15 protein-coding genes are annotated in these 15,850 nt (G+C 60.6%); 2 read left to right on the forward strand and 13 right to left on the reverse strand.

Going from position 1 to position 15,850, the window contains the following annotated elements:
- Positions 1-100: 100 nt before the first annotated feature.
- From acpP to IF189_RS20610, 6 genes are all read right to left on the reverse strand, one after another.
- Positions 101-337, reverse strand: a complete 237-nt coding sequence (gene acpP, locus IF189_RS20585; protein WP_003175607.1) for an acyl carrier protein — start codon at positions 335-337, stop codon at positions 101-103.
- Positions 338-533: 196 nt separating this feature from the next.
- Positions 534-1,277 carry a 3-oxoacyl-ACP reductase FabG gene (fabG, locus tag IF189_RS20590; protein ID WP_085710930.1) on the reverse strand — a complete coding sequence of 248 codons (744 nt, stop codon included), beginning with the start codon at positions 1,275-1,277 and terminating at the stop codon, positions 534-536.
- A 16-nt stretch (positions 1,278-1,293) separates the two neighbouring features.
- A complete protein-coding gene (gene fabD, locus IF189_RS20595) occupies positions 1,294-2,232 on the reverse strand; it encodes an ACP S-malonyltransferase (RefSeq protein ID WP_192552184.1) in 939 nt (312 codons plus the stop codon).
- Positions 2,233-2,357: 125 nt separating this feature from the next.
- Positions 2,358-3,368 (reverse strand): phosphate acyltransferase PlsX, encoded by a 1,011-nt coding sequence (gene plsX, locus IF189_RS20600; RefSeq protein ID WP_074688106.1) that lies wholly within the window; start codon positions 3,366-3,368, stop codon positions 2,358-2,360.
- A gap of 4 nt (positions 3,369-3,372) precedes the next feature.
- Complete coding sequence (gene rpmF, locus IF189_RS20605; RefSeq protein ID WP_003179396.1) at positions 3,373-3,555, reverse strand: 50S ribosomal protein L32; 183 nt, start codon at positions 3,553-3,555, stop codon at positions 3,373-3,375.
- A gap of 13 nt (positions 3,556-3,568) precedes the next feature.
- Positions 3,569-4,096: a YceD family protein gene (locus tag IF189_RS20610; RefSeq protein ID WP_085710932.1), complete on the reverse strand. Its 528-nt coding sequence runs from the start codon at positions 4,094-4,096 to the stop codon at positions 3,569-3,571.
- Between the two features lie 106 nt (positions 4,097-4,202).
- Between IF189_RS20610 and IF189_RS20615 the strand changes: the two genes are divergently transcribed.
- Positions 4,203-4,781 carry a Maf family protein gene (locus IF189_RS20615; RefSeq protein WP_192552185.1) on the forward strand — a complete coding sequence of 193 codons (579 nt, stop codon included), beginning with the start codon at positions 4,203-4,205 and terminating at the stop codon, positions 4,779-4,781.
- Between the two features lie 48 nt (positions 4,782-4,829).
- Here the strand turns inward: IF189_RS20615 and sppA are convergent, their stop codons facing one another.
- The 3 genes from sppA to rluC are packed head-to-tail and all read right to left on the reverse strand — an operon-like array spanning position 4,830 to position 7,455.
- Positions 4,830-5,819: a signal peptide peptidase SppA gene (sppA, locus tag IF189_RS20620; protein ID WP_085710934.1), complete on the reverse strand. Its 990-nt coding sequence runs from the start codon at positions 5,817-5,819 to the stop codon at positions 4,830-4,832.
- Positions 5,820-5,843: 24 nt separating this feature from the next.
- Complete coding sequence (locus tag IF189_RS20625) at positions 5,844-6,506, reverse strand: HAD-IA family hydrolase (RefSeq protein ID WP_134827757.1); 663 nt, start codon at positions 6,504-6,506, stop codon at positions 5,844-5,846.
- Positions 6,493-7,455, reverse strand: coding sequence for a 23S rRNA pseudouridine(955/2504/2580) synthase RluC (gene rluC, locus IF189_RS20630; protein ID WP_011335441.1), 963 nt, complete (start codon positions 7,453-7,455; stop codon positions 6,493-6,495). The genes IF189_RS20625 and rluC overlap by 14 nt, the downstream gene beginning before the upstream one ends.
- 697 nt (positions 7,456-8,152) lie before the next feature.
- Here rluC and rne point away from each other — a divergent pair.
- Positions 8,153-11,398: a ribonuclease E gene (gene rne / locus IF189_RS20635; RefSeq protein WP_134827758.1), complete on the forward strand. Its 3,246-nt coding sequence runs from the start codon at positions 8,153-8,155 to the stop codon at positions 11,396-11,398.
- Between the two features lie 69 nt (positions 11,399-11,467).
- Here rne and IF189_RS20640 read toward each other — a convergent pair whose 3' ends face one another.
- From IF189_RS20640 to IF189_RS20655, 4 genes are read right to left on the reverse strand one after another with little or no spacing between them, the layout of a single operon-like run.
- On the reverse strand, positions 11,468-12,064 hold the full coding sequence (locus IF189_RS20640; RefSeq protein ID WP_134827759.1) for a nucleotidyltransferase family protein: 597 nt from the start codon (positions 12,062-12,064) through the stop codon (positions 11,468-11,470).
- Positions 12,061-13,038 (reverse strand): XdhC family protein, encoded by a 978-nt coding sequence (locus IF189_RS20645; protein ID WP_192552186.1) that lies wholly within the window; start codon positions 13,036-13,038, stop codon positions 12,061-12,063. Before IF189_RS20645 ends, IF189_RS20640 begins: the two co-directional genes overlap by 4 nt.
- Positions 13,038-15,359 carry a xanthine dehydrogenase family protein molybdopterin-binding subunit gene (locus tag IF189_RS20650; RefSeq protein WP_192552187.1) on the reverse strand — a complete coding sequence of 774 codons (2,322 nt, stop codon included), beginning with the start codon at positions 15,357-15,359 and terminating at the stop codon, positions 13,038-13,040. Before IF189_RS20650 ends, IF189_RS20645 begins: the two co-directional genes overlap by 1 nt.
- A complete protein-coding gene (locus IF189_RS20655; RefSeq protein ID WP_134827762.1) occupies positions 15,356-15,826 on the reverse strand; it encodes a (2Fe-2S)-binding protein in 471 nt (156 codons plus the stop codon). Before IF189_RS20655 ends, IF189_RS20650 begins: the two co-directional genes overlap by 4 nt.
- Positions 15,827-15,850 lie beyond the last annotated feature (24 nt).

The raw sequence follows: 15,850 nt of genomic DNA on the forward strand, positions 1-15,850 counted from the left end.
CCTTTTTCAAATGACGATTTTGCATCAGGCCTAAAGAAAAAACCGCACGCCATGATGGCAGTGCGGTTTTTCCATGACAGCAAGCAACGATTACAAACTATTACGCCTGGTGGCTAGTAACGTAGTCGATTGCAGCTTGTACAGTAGTGATCTTCTCAGCTTCTTCGTCAGGGATTTCGGTCTCGAATTCCTCTTCCAGAGCCATCACCAGCTCAACGGTGTCAAGGGAGTCGGCACCCAGGTCTTCTACGAAGGAAGCAGTGTTTACCACTTCTTCTTCTTTAACACCCAGTTGCTCGGCAACGATTTTCTTGACGCGCTCTTCGATGGTGCTCATACCTTGTTTTCACTCCTAATGGACAAATTCAGGCAGCTGGCCAGTGGGTAAGTGTATAGAAAGACTTTTCAGCTTTTCAACTGAAAGCTTCACTCCTCAAACCCTGCGACCCTCTGCCTATAAATAGATTGCAGCTTTATAACGGATTTTAGACAGCTCGTATGACATTTTTTTGAAGCAATCCGTCACATTTGAATTACATGTACATCCCGCCGTTAACCGGGATTGTAGCCCCGGTCACGTATGCCGCACCGTCGGATGCAAGAAAAGCGACCACGGACGCGATCTCTTGAGCTTGTCCCAGACGACCCAGCGGAATCTGCGTCTGCAAGGCTTCACGCTGTGCTTCAGGCAGTTCGCGAGTCATATCGGTGTCGATGAACCCTGGGGTTACCGAGTTGACCGTAATCGAACGCGAACCGACTTCACGCGCCATGGCACGGCTGAAACCTTCCAGACCGGCCTTGGCGGCTGCATAGTTTACTTGGCCAGCGTTGCCCATGGCACCCACCACCGAGCCAATACTGATAATTCGACCCCAGCGCGCCTTGGTCATGCCACGCAGAACGCCCTTGGACAGGCGATACAGACTGTTCAGGTTGGTATCGATCACGTCGTACCACTCGTCGTCTTTCATGCGCATCATCAGGTTATCGCGGGTGATGCCGGCATTGTTGACCAGGATCGCGACCGGCGCACCGAATTGCTCCTGGATGCTCGCCAGCACTGCGGTGACCGATTCGTCACTGGTGACGTTCAGCTCGAAACCTGCACCCTGAATGCCATTCTCTTTCAGGGTCGCAGCAATGCGCTCTGCACCCGAAGCGGAGGTCGCGGTGCCGACAACGATGGCGCCCTGACGACCCAGTTCCAGTGCGATAGCCTGGCCGATACCACGGCTTGCGCCGGTGACCAGTGCAACTTTACCTTGCAGACTCATGCAAGCTTCTCCTGATTCAGACAGCCGCTGCGCGAGCAGCAGCGAAAGCGTCTGGGGTATTGAGGTTGGAAGTCGAAACGCCTTCGGCGCAACGTTTGTTCAGACCAGCTAGCACTTTGCCAGGGCCGCACTCGACCAGATTGGTCGCGCCTTTCGCCGCCAGCGTCTGTACGGACTCGACCCAGCGAACCGGCTTGTAGAGTTGTTCCAGCAGATCGCGCTTGAGGGTTTCCAGATCCGCCGGCACCTGAGCGCTGACGTTCTGTACCACAGGGATCTGCGGCGCCTGCCAGTCGATGGCAGCGATGGATTCGGCGAAACGCTCGGCAGCCGGACGCATCAGCTCACAGTGCGATGGCACGCTGACCGGCAGCGGCATGGCACGCTTGGCGCCACGAGCCTTGCAGCCTTCGATGGCGCGTTCAACGGCAGCCTTGGCACCGGCGATCACCACCTGGCCCGGGGAGTTGAAGTTCACCGCGCTGACCACTTCGCCTTGCGCCGCTTCGGCACAGGCCGCCAGCACATCGGCGTCTTCCAGACCGAGGATGGCAGCCATGCCGCCCTGCCCGGCCGGAACGGCTTCCTGCATCAGCTGGCCACGGCGCTCGACGAGTTTTACCGCGTCCGCCAGGCTCAGGCTGCCGGCAGCAACCAGTGCGCTGTATTCACCCAGGCTGTGACCGGCAACGAATGCCGGGCGCGCGCCACCTTCCGCCAGCCACAGACGCCACAGGGCGATCGAAGCGGTCAGAATGGCCGGTTGGGTTTTGTCGGTTTGATTGAGCAGCTCTTCGGGCCCCTGTTGGGTCAGCGCCCACAGGTCGTAACCCAGAGCTTCGGATGCTTCTTTGAAAGTTTCGAGGATCAGTGGATGTTGCGCGCCCTGCTCGGCCAGCATGCCGAGGGACTGCGAACCCTGTCCTGGAAAGACGAATGCGAGGGAAGCAGACATGTAACAAGCCCCTAATGATCTTGTCGTCGGAAAAATGGCATCCCGCTAGAGGGACGCAAGAAACTGACAGTTGGATGGCCCTTTGAACCGGGCGGTCACATTTAAGCATTGTCCGACGAAAACGCCTAAGACAACAAATCCTCCAGACGGCCGTGCAGGCGCTCGGGAAGATTCTCCTGAATCTCGATCAACGCCCGCTGAATGGCGCTCTGAAACCCCTGAACTCCAGCCGAACCGTGACTTTTCACGACAATTCCCTGCAAGCCGAGAAAGCTTGCGCCGTTATGCCGCGCCGGCGCCAGATCGGCCTGCAGACGCTTCATCAATGGCAACGCCAAAGCACCGACAGCACGGGAAGCCAGATTTTTCTTGAACAGGGCCTCGATGCGCGCAGCGATCATCGTCGCCAGGCCTTCGCTGGACTTGAGCAGGATATTGCCGACGAAACCGTCGCACACCACCACGTCCGCCTCGCCGCGATACAAACCATCGCCTTCGATGAAACCGATGTAATTGATGCCTCTGGCAGCCTGCAACAATGTCGCAGCGAGCTTGACCTGCTGATTGCCCTTGATGTCCTCGGTGCCGATGTTCAGCAACGCGACGCGCGGACGGGCAATGCCCAGCGTTTGCGCGGCCACGGAACCCATCACCGCGAACTGCAACAAGTGCTCGGCACTGCAATCAACGTTGGCGCCCAGATCGAGCAACTGGCAGTAGCCCTTCTGCGTAGGAATCGCGGCCACCATGGCCGGACGATCAATCCCCGGCAGGGTCTTGAGCACAAATCGCGACAGGGCCATCAACGCACCGGTATTGCCGGCACTGACACAGGCCTGAACCTTGCCATCACGCAGCAATTCGAGAGCGACACGCATCGACGAGTCCGGCTTGCCACGCAAGGCCTGGGCAGGTTTTTCGTCCATGGTGATGACTTCGGACGCCGGAACAATCGTCAGGCGCGCGCGATCGGCAGCCGACTGGCCGGTGATCAGTTCTTCAAGAAGGGAGGGTTGACCGACAAGGGTCAGGTGCAGCGAGGGCGTAGCAGAAAGGCAAGCAAGGCTGGCCTGAACAATGCTGCGGGGACCGAAGTCCCCGCCCATTGCGTCAATCGCGATGACTTGAGCGGACAAGTGATTACTCGTCAGCGCCCTTGTCGATCACTTTACGGCCACGGTATACGCCTTCTGGCGATACGTGGTGACGCAGGTGAACTTCACCGGTGGTTTTTTCTACAGACAGGGTGCTAGCCTCGAGAGCGTCGTGCGAACGGCGCATGTCACGGGCAGAGCGGGATTTTTTGTTCTGCTGAACAGCCATAATTGATTAACTCCTAAACGTTTGGGTCACGCTTTAACTGCGCCAATACACTGAACGGGTTGGACCGCGTTACCTCGTCCTCGCTCGGTTCGGGCTCATCTGCTCCCGCCGGCTGCTGGCATTCTTCCGGATGATGAGCAGGCACAATGGGCAAGGCGAGCAGAAGCTCCTCCTCGATCAGTGACTGCAGATCCAAAGGATCTTCGCCCAGTTCCAGCACGTCATAACCTTTCGGTAACGACTGGGTATTCGCACCCTCCTTCACCACGGCGTAACTGCATTCGCTGTGGATCGGCAGGGTGACCAGCTCAAGACAACGCTGGCAAACCATTTTGACTTCGGTGTCGATAAAGCTGTGGATCACCACAGATTTACGTTCATCTCGTTCAAAAACTAATTTGGCCTGCACCGTACCGACATCGTCGGAAAGCGGGTCGCAGAGTCTCTTCAAATCGGCCAGCAGCAGTTCACCTTGAAGGGTGGTGCCACGGTCAGCCAATTTGCGCGGGTCAACGTGAGGTGGAATCGGGTCATTCAACATAGGCGCAGCATTATAGGGATGCACCCACCCATGTCAAAGGAAATTGTGCCCTGTCCGTCACTTGCAAGCCTCCGCTAGAATCCGCAGCCTGCCTCTGGAGACGCGAATGCTGCCTTTATTACTCGCTTCAAGCTCGACCCATCGTCGGGAATTGCTCAATCGCCTGCGCTTGCCGTTCGTCTGCAGCTCGCCGGACATCGATGAAAGTCATCGCCCGGGAGAATCGGCAATCGAACTGGTCAAGCGCCTGGCCGAACAGAAAGCCCGGGCACTGGCCGACAGCCACCCTGCCCATCTGATCATCGGTTCCGACCAGGTTGCCGTACTCGGTGACCGCATCATCGGCAAGCCACACACCTTCGAAAACGCCCGCGAGCAACTGATGGCCGCCAGCGGCGCCAGCGTGACCTTCCTCACCGGCCTGGCCCTGCTCAACAGTCAGACAGGCCAATGCCAGGTCGACTGCGTGCCCTTCACCGTACACATGCGCGTACTGGATCAGGCCCGCGTCGAGCGCTACCTGCACGCCGAACAACCCTACGACTGCGCCGGCAGCTTCAAGGCGGAAGGGCTGGGCGTAAGCCTGTTCCAGTCCACCGAAGGCCCCGACGCCACCAGCCTGATCGGCCTGCCATTGATTCGCTTGATCGACATGCTGCTGGCGGAAGGCGTACAGATTCCCTGACCCACAAAAAACCGGCCGCGAAGGCCGGTTTTTTTATGCATCAAGCGATCAGCGCAACGACGGACCGTGGAAACCCATCCACATTGCCAACTGTTCGGCCACACTGGCGCCCAGTTTTTTCGAGAAGCGATCGAACGGCGATTCCTGAACGGTGAAGTCCACCAGCTCCTTTTCGCCAATCACGTCACGCGCCACCGAACTGGCATTGCCCAGACCATCGATCAACCCCAGCGGCAGCGCCTGCTCGCCGGACCAGACCAGCCCGGAGAACAGCTCCGGATGCTCCTTGTCCTTCAGACGATCGCCACGCCCCTGCTTGACGCTATTGATGAACTGCTTGTGCGTGGTATCCAGCACACCCTGCCAGAACGCGGTCTCTTCCGGCTTCTGCGGCTGGAACGGGTCAAGGAACGACTTGTGCTCACCGGAGGTGTAAGTGCGGCGCTCGACGCCCAGCTTCTCCATGGTGCCGACAAAGCCGTAACCGGCCGCTGTCACACCAATGGAGCCCACGAGGCTCGCCTTGTCGGCATAGATCTGATCCGCTGCACTGGCGATGTAATAGGCCCCGGACGCACCGAGGTCGGAAATCACCGCATACACCTTGGTATCCGGATGCAGGCCGCGCAGGCGCTTGATCTCGTCATACACATAACCCGACTGCACCGGACTGCCACCCGGGCTGTTGATGCGCAGGATCACGCCCTTGACCTTCTTGTCCTCGAACGCCGCACGCAGACTGCCGACGATATTGTCGGCACTGGCCGGCTCTTTATCGGCAATCATGCCGGTGATATCGATCAGCGCCGTGTAATTCGAGCTGCGGGTGGCGCTCTTTTCCATGTCCATCAACGGCGTGAACAGGAGCAGCGCGACAAACAGGTAAACAAACGTCAGCAGCTTGAAGAAGATCCCCCAACGCCTGGAACGACGCTGCTCCTGCACACTGGCCAGCAGAGTCTTTTCCAGCAGCTTCCAGCTTTTCGCATCACCGTCGTCGGCAGTTGCCTTGGCCGGTGCTTTCCATTCGTCGGTCATGCCATCCACCCCAGCAAAAACGTATTAAGCCCGCTGCGTCAGCCAGGCGTGCAATTCAGAAAACCGGTCAATCGACAGTCGCGGCTCAAATTGCTGCAGCGATTCGATCGATTGCGCACCGTAGCTGACCGCCACCGAATCCATCCCCGCGTTACGCGCCATCAACAGATCGAAAGACGAGTCGCCGACCATCAGTGCCTGTTCGGCACGCACACCACAATGCGCAAGGATCTGCTCCAGCATCAGAGGGTGCGGCTTGCTTGCAGTTTCGTCGGCAGCACGGGTGATATCGAAATAATCTTCCCAGCCATTGGCCTTCAGCACCCGATCCAGCCCGCGACGATTTTTGCCGGTCGCGACCGCCAGGTGATAGCCCTGCTCGCGAAAGGAGGCCATCGACTCGACTACGCCTTCGAACAACGGCGAAGGGACGGCTTCTGCAGCAATGTAGTGATCCGCGTAATACTCGCGAAACAAGGTCATTTCGGCATCGCTGATTTCCGGATACAGCGTGCGGATCGCCTCGGGCAAGCCCAGTCCGATGATGCCTTTGACGGCAAAATCATCACGCAACTCGAAACCGGAACGCCCGGATGCCGAGTGCATTGCCTCGACAATCCGATGAATGGAATCGGCCAGCGTGCCGTCCCAATCGAAAATCAGCAGTTTGTAATCAGATGGGCGCACTCAATCGCTCCACAGTCTTGGCCCACATTTCATCGACCGGTGCCTGCAACTTGAGTTCACCGCCATCGGGCAGCGGCACGGTCAGCATGTAAGCGTGCAGGAACAGGCGCTTGCCGCCCAGATCACGGATTTCCTTACTGAAATTGTCATCGCCGTATTTGGTGTCACCGGCAATGCAGTGCCCGGCGTGCAACGTGTGAACGCGGATCTGGTGCGTGCGACCGGTGATCGGCTTGGCTTCGATCAGAGTGGCAAAATCACCGAAGCGACGCAGGACCTTGAACACGGTCACCGACTCCTTGCCCTCCTCCTCGTCGACCTCGACCATGCGCTCACCGGAACGCAGATTGCTCTTGCCGAGCGCCGCACGAACTTGCTTGATCGAGGTCGCCCAGTTGCCGCGAACCAGCGCCATGTAGCGCTTGTCGACACCGTCACCGCGCAACGCGGCATGCAAGTGACGCAACATGCTGCGTTTCTTGGCGATCATCAGCAGACCGGAGGTATCACGGTCGAGACGGTGAACCAGCTCGAGCTCCTTGGCATCGGGGCGCAACTGACGAAAGGCTTCGATCACGCCGTAGTTCAAGCCGCTGCCACCGTGAACCGCAATGCCGGCGGGCTTGTTGATCACGATCAGGGCTTTGTCTTCGTAGACAATCGAGGCTTCCAGGCGCTGCAACAGGCCCTGGGCCAAAGGCACCGGCTCGTCACGCTCAGGCACGCGAACCGGCGGCACGCGCACGATATCGCCAGCCTGCAGCTTGTATTCGGGCTTGATCCGACCTTTGTTAACTCGCACTTCGCCTTTGCGCAAAATGCGGTAAATCAAGGTCTTGGGCACGCCTTTGAGCCGGGCGAGAAGAAAATTGTCGATTCGTTGGCCGGCATATTCCGGCGAGACCTCAAGCAATTGAACGCCTGGAGTCGAAGGGGCAGTAGTCGTCATGCCGCGGATGATAACAATTTTTATGGAATTGAAGCACTTAATCATTGCTGCTATAGTCGCGAACGCCGCCAAAAGCGGCCTGGACAGCGGAACCACGGTCAAAAACCGGCCCTGACCAACGCAATTCACCAGGACGCGAGGCCGTCCTACGGGGCTTTCGCTACGTAACGGTGGAGTTTGCAGCTGTAACAAGCGCAGGTGACATGAGGCCTGAATCACGCCGCAAAGCAGAGTTCTGACTCGCCACGCGAGCCATATTCACGGCCAGTTCACAAAGTGCAGTCAGCCGCGGATGACCCCGAGCGAAAGCGCCGGAAACACCGCCTGAATTAGCCATGATGCGTGACCTCCCCTTTCGGAGCTCACGGTAAATGCCAACCCGCTGCGGATTCTGCGCGCGGCAGCACCCGAATTATCAGGGATACGTGTAGGGTGGAGATGCACAACCGCTGGACTGTGTAGCAACAGGCTTTCTCAAGACGCTTCATCTCGTCCACAGCCACGGTTGATTCCTCCTCCTGACTGAGTGCTTAAGTAGCCACAGCAAGCAGGACGCGTACGTCGCGATAACGGCCCAATTGGCCGGACATCGCTGGACACGGGAATGGCCAACCACTCCCGACGCACCTGACACCGACCGTGAGAAGTCGTGTGTGCCGAACGCCGTTTCCGGCAGCCCGGAAACCGACGGTACTACATGAAAAGAATGCTGATTAACGCAACTCAACCCGAAGAGTTGCGTGTTGCACTGGTAGATGGCCAGCGCCTCTACGACCTGGACATCGAATCCGGTGCACGCGAGCAGAAAAAGGCCAACATCTATAAAGGCCGTATCACTCGCATCGAACCAAGCCTTGAGGCTGCCTTTGTCGATTTCGGCTCCGAGCGCCACGGCTTCCTGCCCCTCAAGGAAATCTCCCGCGAATACTTCAAGAAAGCACCTGAAGGCCGCGTCAACATCAAGGACGTCCTGAGCGAAGGCCAGGAAGTCATCGTTCAGGTCGAAAAAGAAGAACGTGGCAACAAGGGCGCAGCCCTGACCACCTTCATCAGCCTGGCCGGTCGTTACCTCGTTCTGATGCCGAACAACCCGCGTGCCGGCGGCATCTCCCGTCGCATCGAAGGCGAAGAGCGCAACGAACTGCGTGAAGCACTGAACGGTCTGGTCGCTCCAGCCGACATGGGTCTGATCGTGCGCACTGCCGGCCTGGGCCGCAGCAGCGAAGAAATGCAGTGGGACCTCGATTACCTGCTGCAACTCTGGACCGCGATCAAGGAAGCGTCGCTGGATCGTTCCGCGCCGTTCCTGATCTACCAGGAAAGCAACGTCATCATCCGCGCCATCCGCGATTACCTGCGCCAGGACATCGGCGAAGTGCTGATCGACAGCGTTGAAGCCCAGGACGAAGCCCTGACCTTCATCCGCCAGGTGATGCCGCAGTACGCCAGCAAGATCAAGCTGTACGAAGACAGCGTTCCGCTGTTCAACCGTTTCCAGATCGAAAGCCAGATCGAGACCGCTTTCCAGCGCGTCGTCGAACTGCCTTCCGGCGGCTCCATCGTCATCGATCCGACCGAAGCCCTGGTGTCCATCGACATCAACTCGGCCCGCGCCACCAAAGGCAGCGACATCGAAGAAACCGCCCTGCAGACCAACCTTGAAGCAGCCGAAGAAATCGCCCGTCAGTTGCGCCTGCGCGACATCGGCGGCCTGATCGTCATCGACTTCATCGACATGACCCCTGCCAAGAACCAGCGCGCGGTGGAAGAGAAAGTCCGCGAATGCCTGGAAGCCGACCGCGCCCGCGTGCAGATCGGCCGCATCTCGCGCTTCGGCCTGCTGGAAATGTCCCGTCAGCGCCTGCGTCCTTCGCTCGGCGAAAGCAGCGGCATCGTCTGCCCGCGCTGCAGCGGCACCGGCATCATCCGTGACGTCGAATCGCTGTCCCTGGCGATCCTGCGCCTGATCGAAGAAGAAGCCCTGAAAGACCGCACCGCCGAAGTTCGCGCACAAGTGCCGATCCCGGTGGCCGCGTTCCTGCTCAACGAAAAACGCAACTCGATCACCAAGATCGAACTGCGCACCCGCGCCCGCATCGTCATCCTGCCGAACGACCACCTCGAAACCCCGCATTTCGAAGTTCAGCGTCTGCGTGACGACAGCCCGGAAGCCGCGACCAACCAGTCCAGCTACGAAATCGCAGCCGCTGCTGCCGAAGTCGAAGACGTCCAGCCAGCCGCCGCGACCCGCACCCTGGTTCGCCAGGAAGCCGCGGTCAAGACCGCTCCGGCCCGCGCCAACGCTCCGGTTCCGACCGAAGTTGCCGCTCCGGCTCCAGCCCCTGCGCCGGTTGCCGCGCCAGAGCCAAGCCTGTTCAAAGGCCTGGTGAAGTCGCTGGTCAGCCTGTTCGCCACCAAGGAAGAGCCTGTCGCTCCGGTTGTGGTTGAAAAACCGGCCACCGAGCGTCCGGCCCGCAACGAAGAGCGTCGCAACGGTCGTCAGCAGAGCCGCAACCGTAACGGTCGCCGCGATGAAGAACGCAAGCCGCGCGAAGAACGTGCTCCACGTGAAGAACGCGCACCGCGTGAGCCACGCGAAGAGCGTCAGCCTCGTGAAGCCCGCGAACTGCGCGAGCCACGCGAGTCCCGTGACGAAGCACCGGCAGCCCGCGAAGAACGCGCACCACGCGCCCCTCGTGAAGAACGTGCACCACGTGCTCCACGTGAAGATCGCAAGCCGCGTGGCGAGCGTGAAGAACGCGTACGCGAACTGCGTGAACCTCTGGATGCTGCGCCAGCCGCCGCTACCGCTGTAGCCGCCACCGCTGAAGAGCGCCCGGCCCGTCAGCCGCGTGAAGAGCGTGCACCACGTCCACCACGTGAAGAGCGTCAACCGCGTGCCGAACAAGCCGCCGCTGCTGTCGCGGAAGAAGAAGTCACCACCAACGAAGAGCAACTGCCGGAAGACGGTTCGGAGAACGCCGAAGGCGATCGCCCACGCCGTCGCTCCCGTGGTCAGCGTCGTCGCAGCAACCGTCGCGAGCGTCAGCGCGATGCCAACGGCAACGTGATCGAAGGTTCGGAAGAATCCGCCGAGAACGCTGAAGCCGCCGAGCCGAGCACTGCCGATCTGGCTGCCGGCCTGGCTGTTACTGCCGCCGTTGCCAGCACCGTGATCAGCGCTCCGGCCGAAGCTCAGGCCCACGAGCAAGCTGAACGCGCTACCGCCGCAACGATGGAAACCGCTCCAGTTGAAGCGCCGGTTGTTGAAGCCACCACTCCGGTAGAAGTGGTTGCTGCTCCGGAGGTCGAAGTGGCGCCGGTTCGCGAAGCTCAGCCTCAGGTTGAAGCGGCTGCCGAACCAGCGGTGACCTTCGAAGCACCAGCCGTAGTTGAAGAGTCGGTTGTCGAAACCGTCGCTGAAACCGTAACCGAAACCGTGCGTGAAGTTCGCGAAGAACAGACCGCTTTCAACTGGGTCGCCGAGCCGGTTGTCGCTGAAACACCAGCGCCAGTGGTTGAAGCGCCTGTCGTGGAAGAAGCCAAGGCCGCCGAGCCAGTAGTGGTTGCCGAACCGGCACCGGTCGTTGAAGCCCCAGTGGTAGAAGCGCCAGTTGTCGCCGAAGCACCTGCTCCGGTAGTTGAAGCGGCTCCAGTTGTCGCTCCAGTCAGCGCCCTGACGCCAAGTGGCCGTGCACCGAACGACCCGCGTGAAGTGCGTCGTCGCAAGCGTGAAGAAGAGCGTCTGCAGAAGGAAGCCGAACTGGCTGCCGCTGCCGCCGCTGCTCCAGCCGTTGCCGAAGCGGTCGAGGCAGCCCCTGCCCCGGTCGCTGAAGAAGCTGCCGTAGAAGTGATTGCCGAAGCACCGCGCTCCGTACAGGAAGCGGTCGAGCACCACGAACAGGCCCAGGAAAAAGAACACGAGCCTAAACCTCTCGTCTGATTCCGACCGCCAATGAAAAGCCCCGCCTGGTGATCCAGGCGGGGCTTTTTTTATGCCTCGCGGTTTGTATCAGGCCTGCGGAAAAACCAGTGCCTGCGGCACATCGATATCCCACAGCACGCCAGGATCATCCACGGCAACCTCGACCACCCGCCCCTGCTTGAACAAAGGTCTGGCCCCGCGATCACCGGACAATGCCATCAGTCCGTGCCCAAACGAGCGACCAAATCCGACCGGATGCCCAAACTCGCCACCCTGCACCGGAACACTGACGGCATCGTCGGCAATCGCCGCCACTACCTGTTCAATGCTCGATGGCAGGATGAACGGCATATCACCCAGCACAATCAGCCAGCCGTCGGCATCCGGGCAAGCCGCTACACCCGCCGCGATGCTGTCACCCATCCCCGTAGACTCGATCGAAACAATGTCACACCCGTAAGCCTGCGCCATCCGCATCGCCTGCGGCCGTGCTTCGGTCGTCACCAGTACGCGCTTGTCGAGACTCGCCGGAAGACTCACCAGCGTCTGCTCAATCACCGAGCGCACGGCCCCGTCACGCCCCGTGCAATCGGCCAGCAGCTTGTCCTTGTCGGCACCCGCCACTTCGCGAAAGCGACTGCCCTCGCCCGCCGCCAGCACAATCACTCCGATGGTTCGACTCATGCGCGCTCTGCCTTCTTCTGCTTCAACTCGACACCATTCTTGATCGCGACGATTTCCGCCAGCAACGACAATGCGATTTCCGCCGGGGAATGACTGCCGATCGGCAAACCGATCGGCCCGTGCAATCGAGCGATGGCCGCTTGCGACAAGCCTAGCTCAGCCAGGTATTCGCGGCGCTTGAGGCTGTTGACGCGCGAGCCCAGGGCGCCGACGTAAAACGCCCTGGAATCCAGCGCCGTCAGCAACGCCATGTCGTCCAGACGCGGATCGTGCGTCAGGGCAACAATGGCGGTGCGTTCGTCGGTCTGAATGCTCAGCACGGCCTCATCCGGCATGCCGGGAACAAAGCGGCCATGCTGCTCTTCCCAGTCATACACGAACTCGGTGCGGGGATCGCAGATCAGCACTTCGAAATCCAGCAATCGCGCCATCTCGGCCACATAACGCGACAACTGACCGGCACCGATCAGCAGCAGGCGCCAACGCGGGCCGTAGATGGCACGCAAGGTCTTGCCATCAAAAACCAATGCATCCGTTTTGCTCGCCGGCGAAAGAATCACTTCACCGCTTTCGAGGTTCAGCTCGCGAGCAACGATTTCATGAGCCTCACAACGCGCCAGCAATTCAGCGACCCACGCCGGATCGCCGACTCGCTCTTCGGTGAGGCGCAAAGTGCCGCCGCACGGCAGGCCGAACCGCGCCGCCTCCTCCCGGGTCACGCCATAGGTAATCAACTGCACCGGCGGCCCGTCGGCGGGAATCCGCCCGTCATGCAAGCGGGCGATCAGATCGTCCTCGACACAGCCGCCGGACACCGAACCGATCACCACGCCATCCTCACGCAACGCCAGCATCGCGCCGGGCGCCCGGGGCGCAGTGCCCCAGGTCTGCACGACAGTGAATAACACCACCCGCTGCCCGGCGCGGCGCCACTCCAGGACGCTGCGCAGGACATTGAGATCGGCGCTGTCCATCACGCTTGCGCCTTTTGCCAGCCCTGCAACTGGTAACGCACCGGCAGGCTGCGGATGCGCTGGCCGGTCGCGGCGAAAATCGCATTGCACAGTGCCGGCGCAATCGGCGGCACGCCGGGCTCACCGACACCGCCCAGCGGTACGTCGCCCGGCGGCGTCACCAGATGCACCGCCACTTCTCTCGGTGCCAGCGACATGCGCGCCACTTCATACATATGGAAGTTGTCTTGCTGCACCTTGCCGTCCTTGAAGCTGATCTCGCCCCAGACGGCATTGCCCAGGCCCATCACACAGGCGCCTTCGAACTGCGAACGGATCCGCTCGGGATTGATCTGCGGCCCGCAATCCACGGCGATATCGGCCTTGTGCACGATCAGCGTGCCGTCGTCCTTGACCTCGACTTCGATCACCGCCGCCACATAAGTCACGAAGCTGTAATGCACTGCCAGGCCGAGGCCACGGCCCTTGGGCAATTTCCGCCCCCAACCGGCAGCCTTGGCCGCGGTTTCCAGCACGGTGCGCATACGCCCGGTGTCGATCGGATAACGCTCGGGGGATTCACCGTAGTTCCACTCTTCGCTGAGCGTGCGCGGGTCGATCTGCCGATCCGGGCCGAGCAGTTTGATCTGGTACTTGAGCGGATCTTCCTTGGCCTTGTGCGCCAGTTCATCGACGAAGCTCTGGATCGCAAAACCATGGGGAATGTTCGACACCGAGCGATACCACCCCACACGCGTATGAACCGTGGCCTCGGGGTTTTCCAGGCGCACGTTGGGAATCGCGTAAGCCATGTTGGTGAAGCCCATGCCCAGCTCGAACGCGGCTTCATGATTCATGCCCGGCGCAAAGAGCGCGGTGATGCTCGGCGCCACCGTGCGGTGCAGCCAGGCGGACGGCAAACCATCCTTGCCCACGCCGGCCTTGAGGTACTCGGCGGACACAGTGTGGAAATACGAATTGTGGATGTCGTCCTCCCGCGCCCACTGGACCCGCACAGCCTTGCCGGGAAACTCCTTGGCCAGAATGGCAGCTTCGACAACGAAATCCGGCTTGGACTTGCGACCGAAACCACCGCCGAGCAGGGTCACGTTGAAGGTCACGTTATCGAACGGCAGACCGAGCCGCTCAGCGATCCGCTCACGGGTGACCTGCGGTGCCTGACTCGGCGCCCAAGCCTCGCACACGCCCTCTTTATAGCGAGCGATGGCCACCATCGGCTCCATCGGCGCCTGTGCCAGATGCGGCAAATAGTAAGAAGCTTCCAGGGTGCTGGCTGAGCCTCCAATGGCTTTTTCGATGTCGCCGGTGTTGCGCACTACTTTTCCCGGTTTCAGCGAAGCGGCTTCCAGCTCCTTGCGGTAGGCGATCGAGTCGTAACTGGCGTTCGGGCCGTCGTCCCACTCAATCTTCAGCGCCTCGCGGCCCTTGAGCGCCGCCCAGGTATTGCTGGCGACTACGGCCACGCCACCCAACGGCTGGAATTCCGACGGCAGCGGCCGCGGTTCGATCTGAATGACTTTCAGCACACCCGGCACTTTCAGCGCGGCGCTGTCATCCACCGACTTGACCTTGCCGCCGTACACCGCAGGGCGAGCGATCACGGCGTACAGCATGCCGTCGAAATGCACATCGGCCCCGTACACGGCGCGACCATTGACGATGTCATCGCCGTCGATGGCTTTCGTCCCTTCCTTGCCGATGTAGCGGAACTCCGACGGCTGCTTGAGCCGCAGGCTGTCACGAGCCGGAACCGGCAACGCACTGGCGGCAGCGGCCAGCTCGCCATAACCCAGCTCGCGCCCGGACGGTGTGTGGATGACTTTGTGCAATTGCGCGCGGCATTCGCTGACCGGCACCTTCCACTGTGCGGCAGCGGCCTGCTCCAGCATGGTCCGGGCAGCGGCGCCGCAACGACGCATCGGTTCGTACCAGTGGCGCATGCTGCGCGAGCCGTCGGTGTCCTGGTTGCCGAAACGCACTTCATCGCCCGGTGCCTGTTGCACTTTGACGTGGGCCCAATCGGCCTCCAGCTCATCGGCAACTACCATGGTCAGGCTGGTGCGCACGCCCTGGCCCATTTCCGAGCGGTTGCAGACCACGGTCACCGTACCGTCGGCGGCGATGCTGACGTAGACCTTCGGATCATCGATCCAGCCGTTGGGCATGCCATCGGCGCCGAATTTCTTCGGTTTGTCTTCAGCCAATGCATCCTGCCAGCCCCAGCTCGCGGCCAGCACCAGCGCCCCGGTGGCACCAACACCCTTGAGGAAACCCCGGCGGCTCAGATTGCTCAGGGCGAAATCGTTCGGCAAGCGGCTCATGCCTTGGCCTCCTTCAGGTGAGTGGAGGCCTGGCGGATGGCGGTCTTGATCCGGTTGTAGGTGCCGCAACGGCAGATGTTGCCGACCATCGCCTCTTCGATCTGCTCGTCGCTCGGGTTCGGGTTGGTCTTGAGCAACGCGGTGGCGGACATGATCTGCCCGCCCTGACAGAAACCGCACTGGGCCACAGCGGCGTCGAGCCAGGCTTGCTGGACGATCTGGCCAACCGGATCGGCATGCAGGTTGTCGATGGTCGTTACATTCTGCCCGGCCACCGAACCGATCGGCGTGATGCAGCTACGCACCGGCAATCCGTCGATATGAATGGTGCAGGCGCCGCACAGGCCCATGCCGCAGCCGAACTTGGTGCCGTTGTAACCGGCGACGTCACGGATCGCCCACAACAGGGGCATGTCCTCGGTGACATCGAGTGGATGGTCTTGGCCATTGAGTTTCAGGGTAATCATGGGCACGCCCGCATATTCATGGAG

Source organism: Pseudomonas sp. IzPS59 (assembly GCF_014863505.1).
GTDB lineage: Bacteria > Pseudomonadota > Gammaproteobacteria > Pseudomonadales > Pseudomonadaceae > Aquipseudomonas > Aquipseudomonas kribbensis.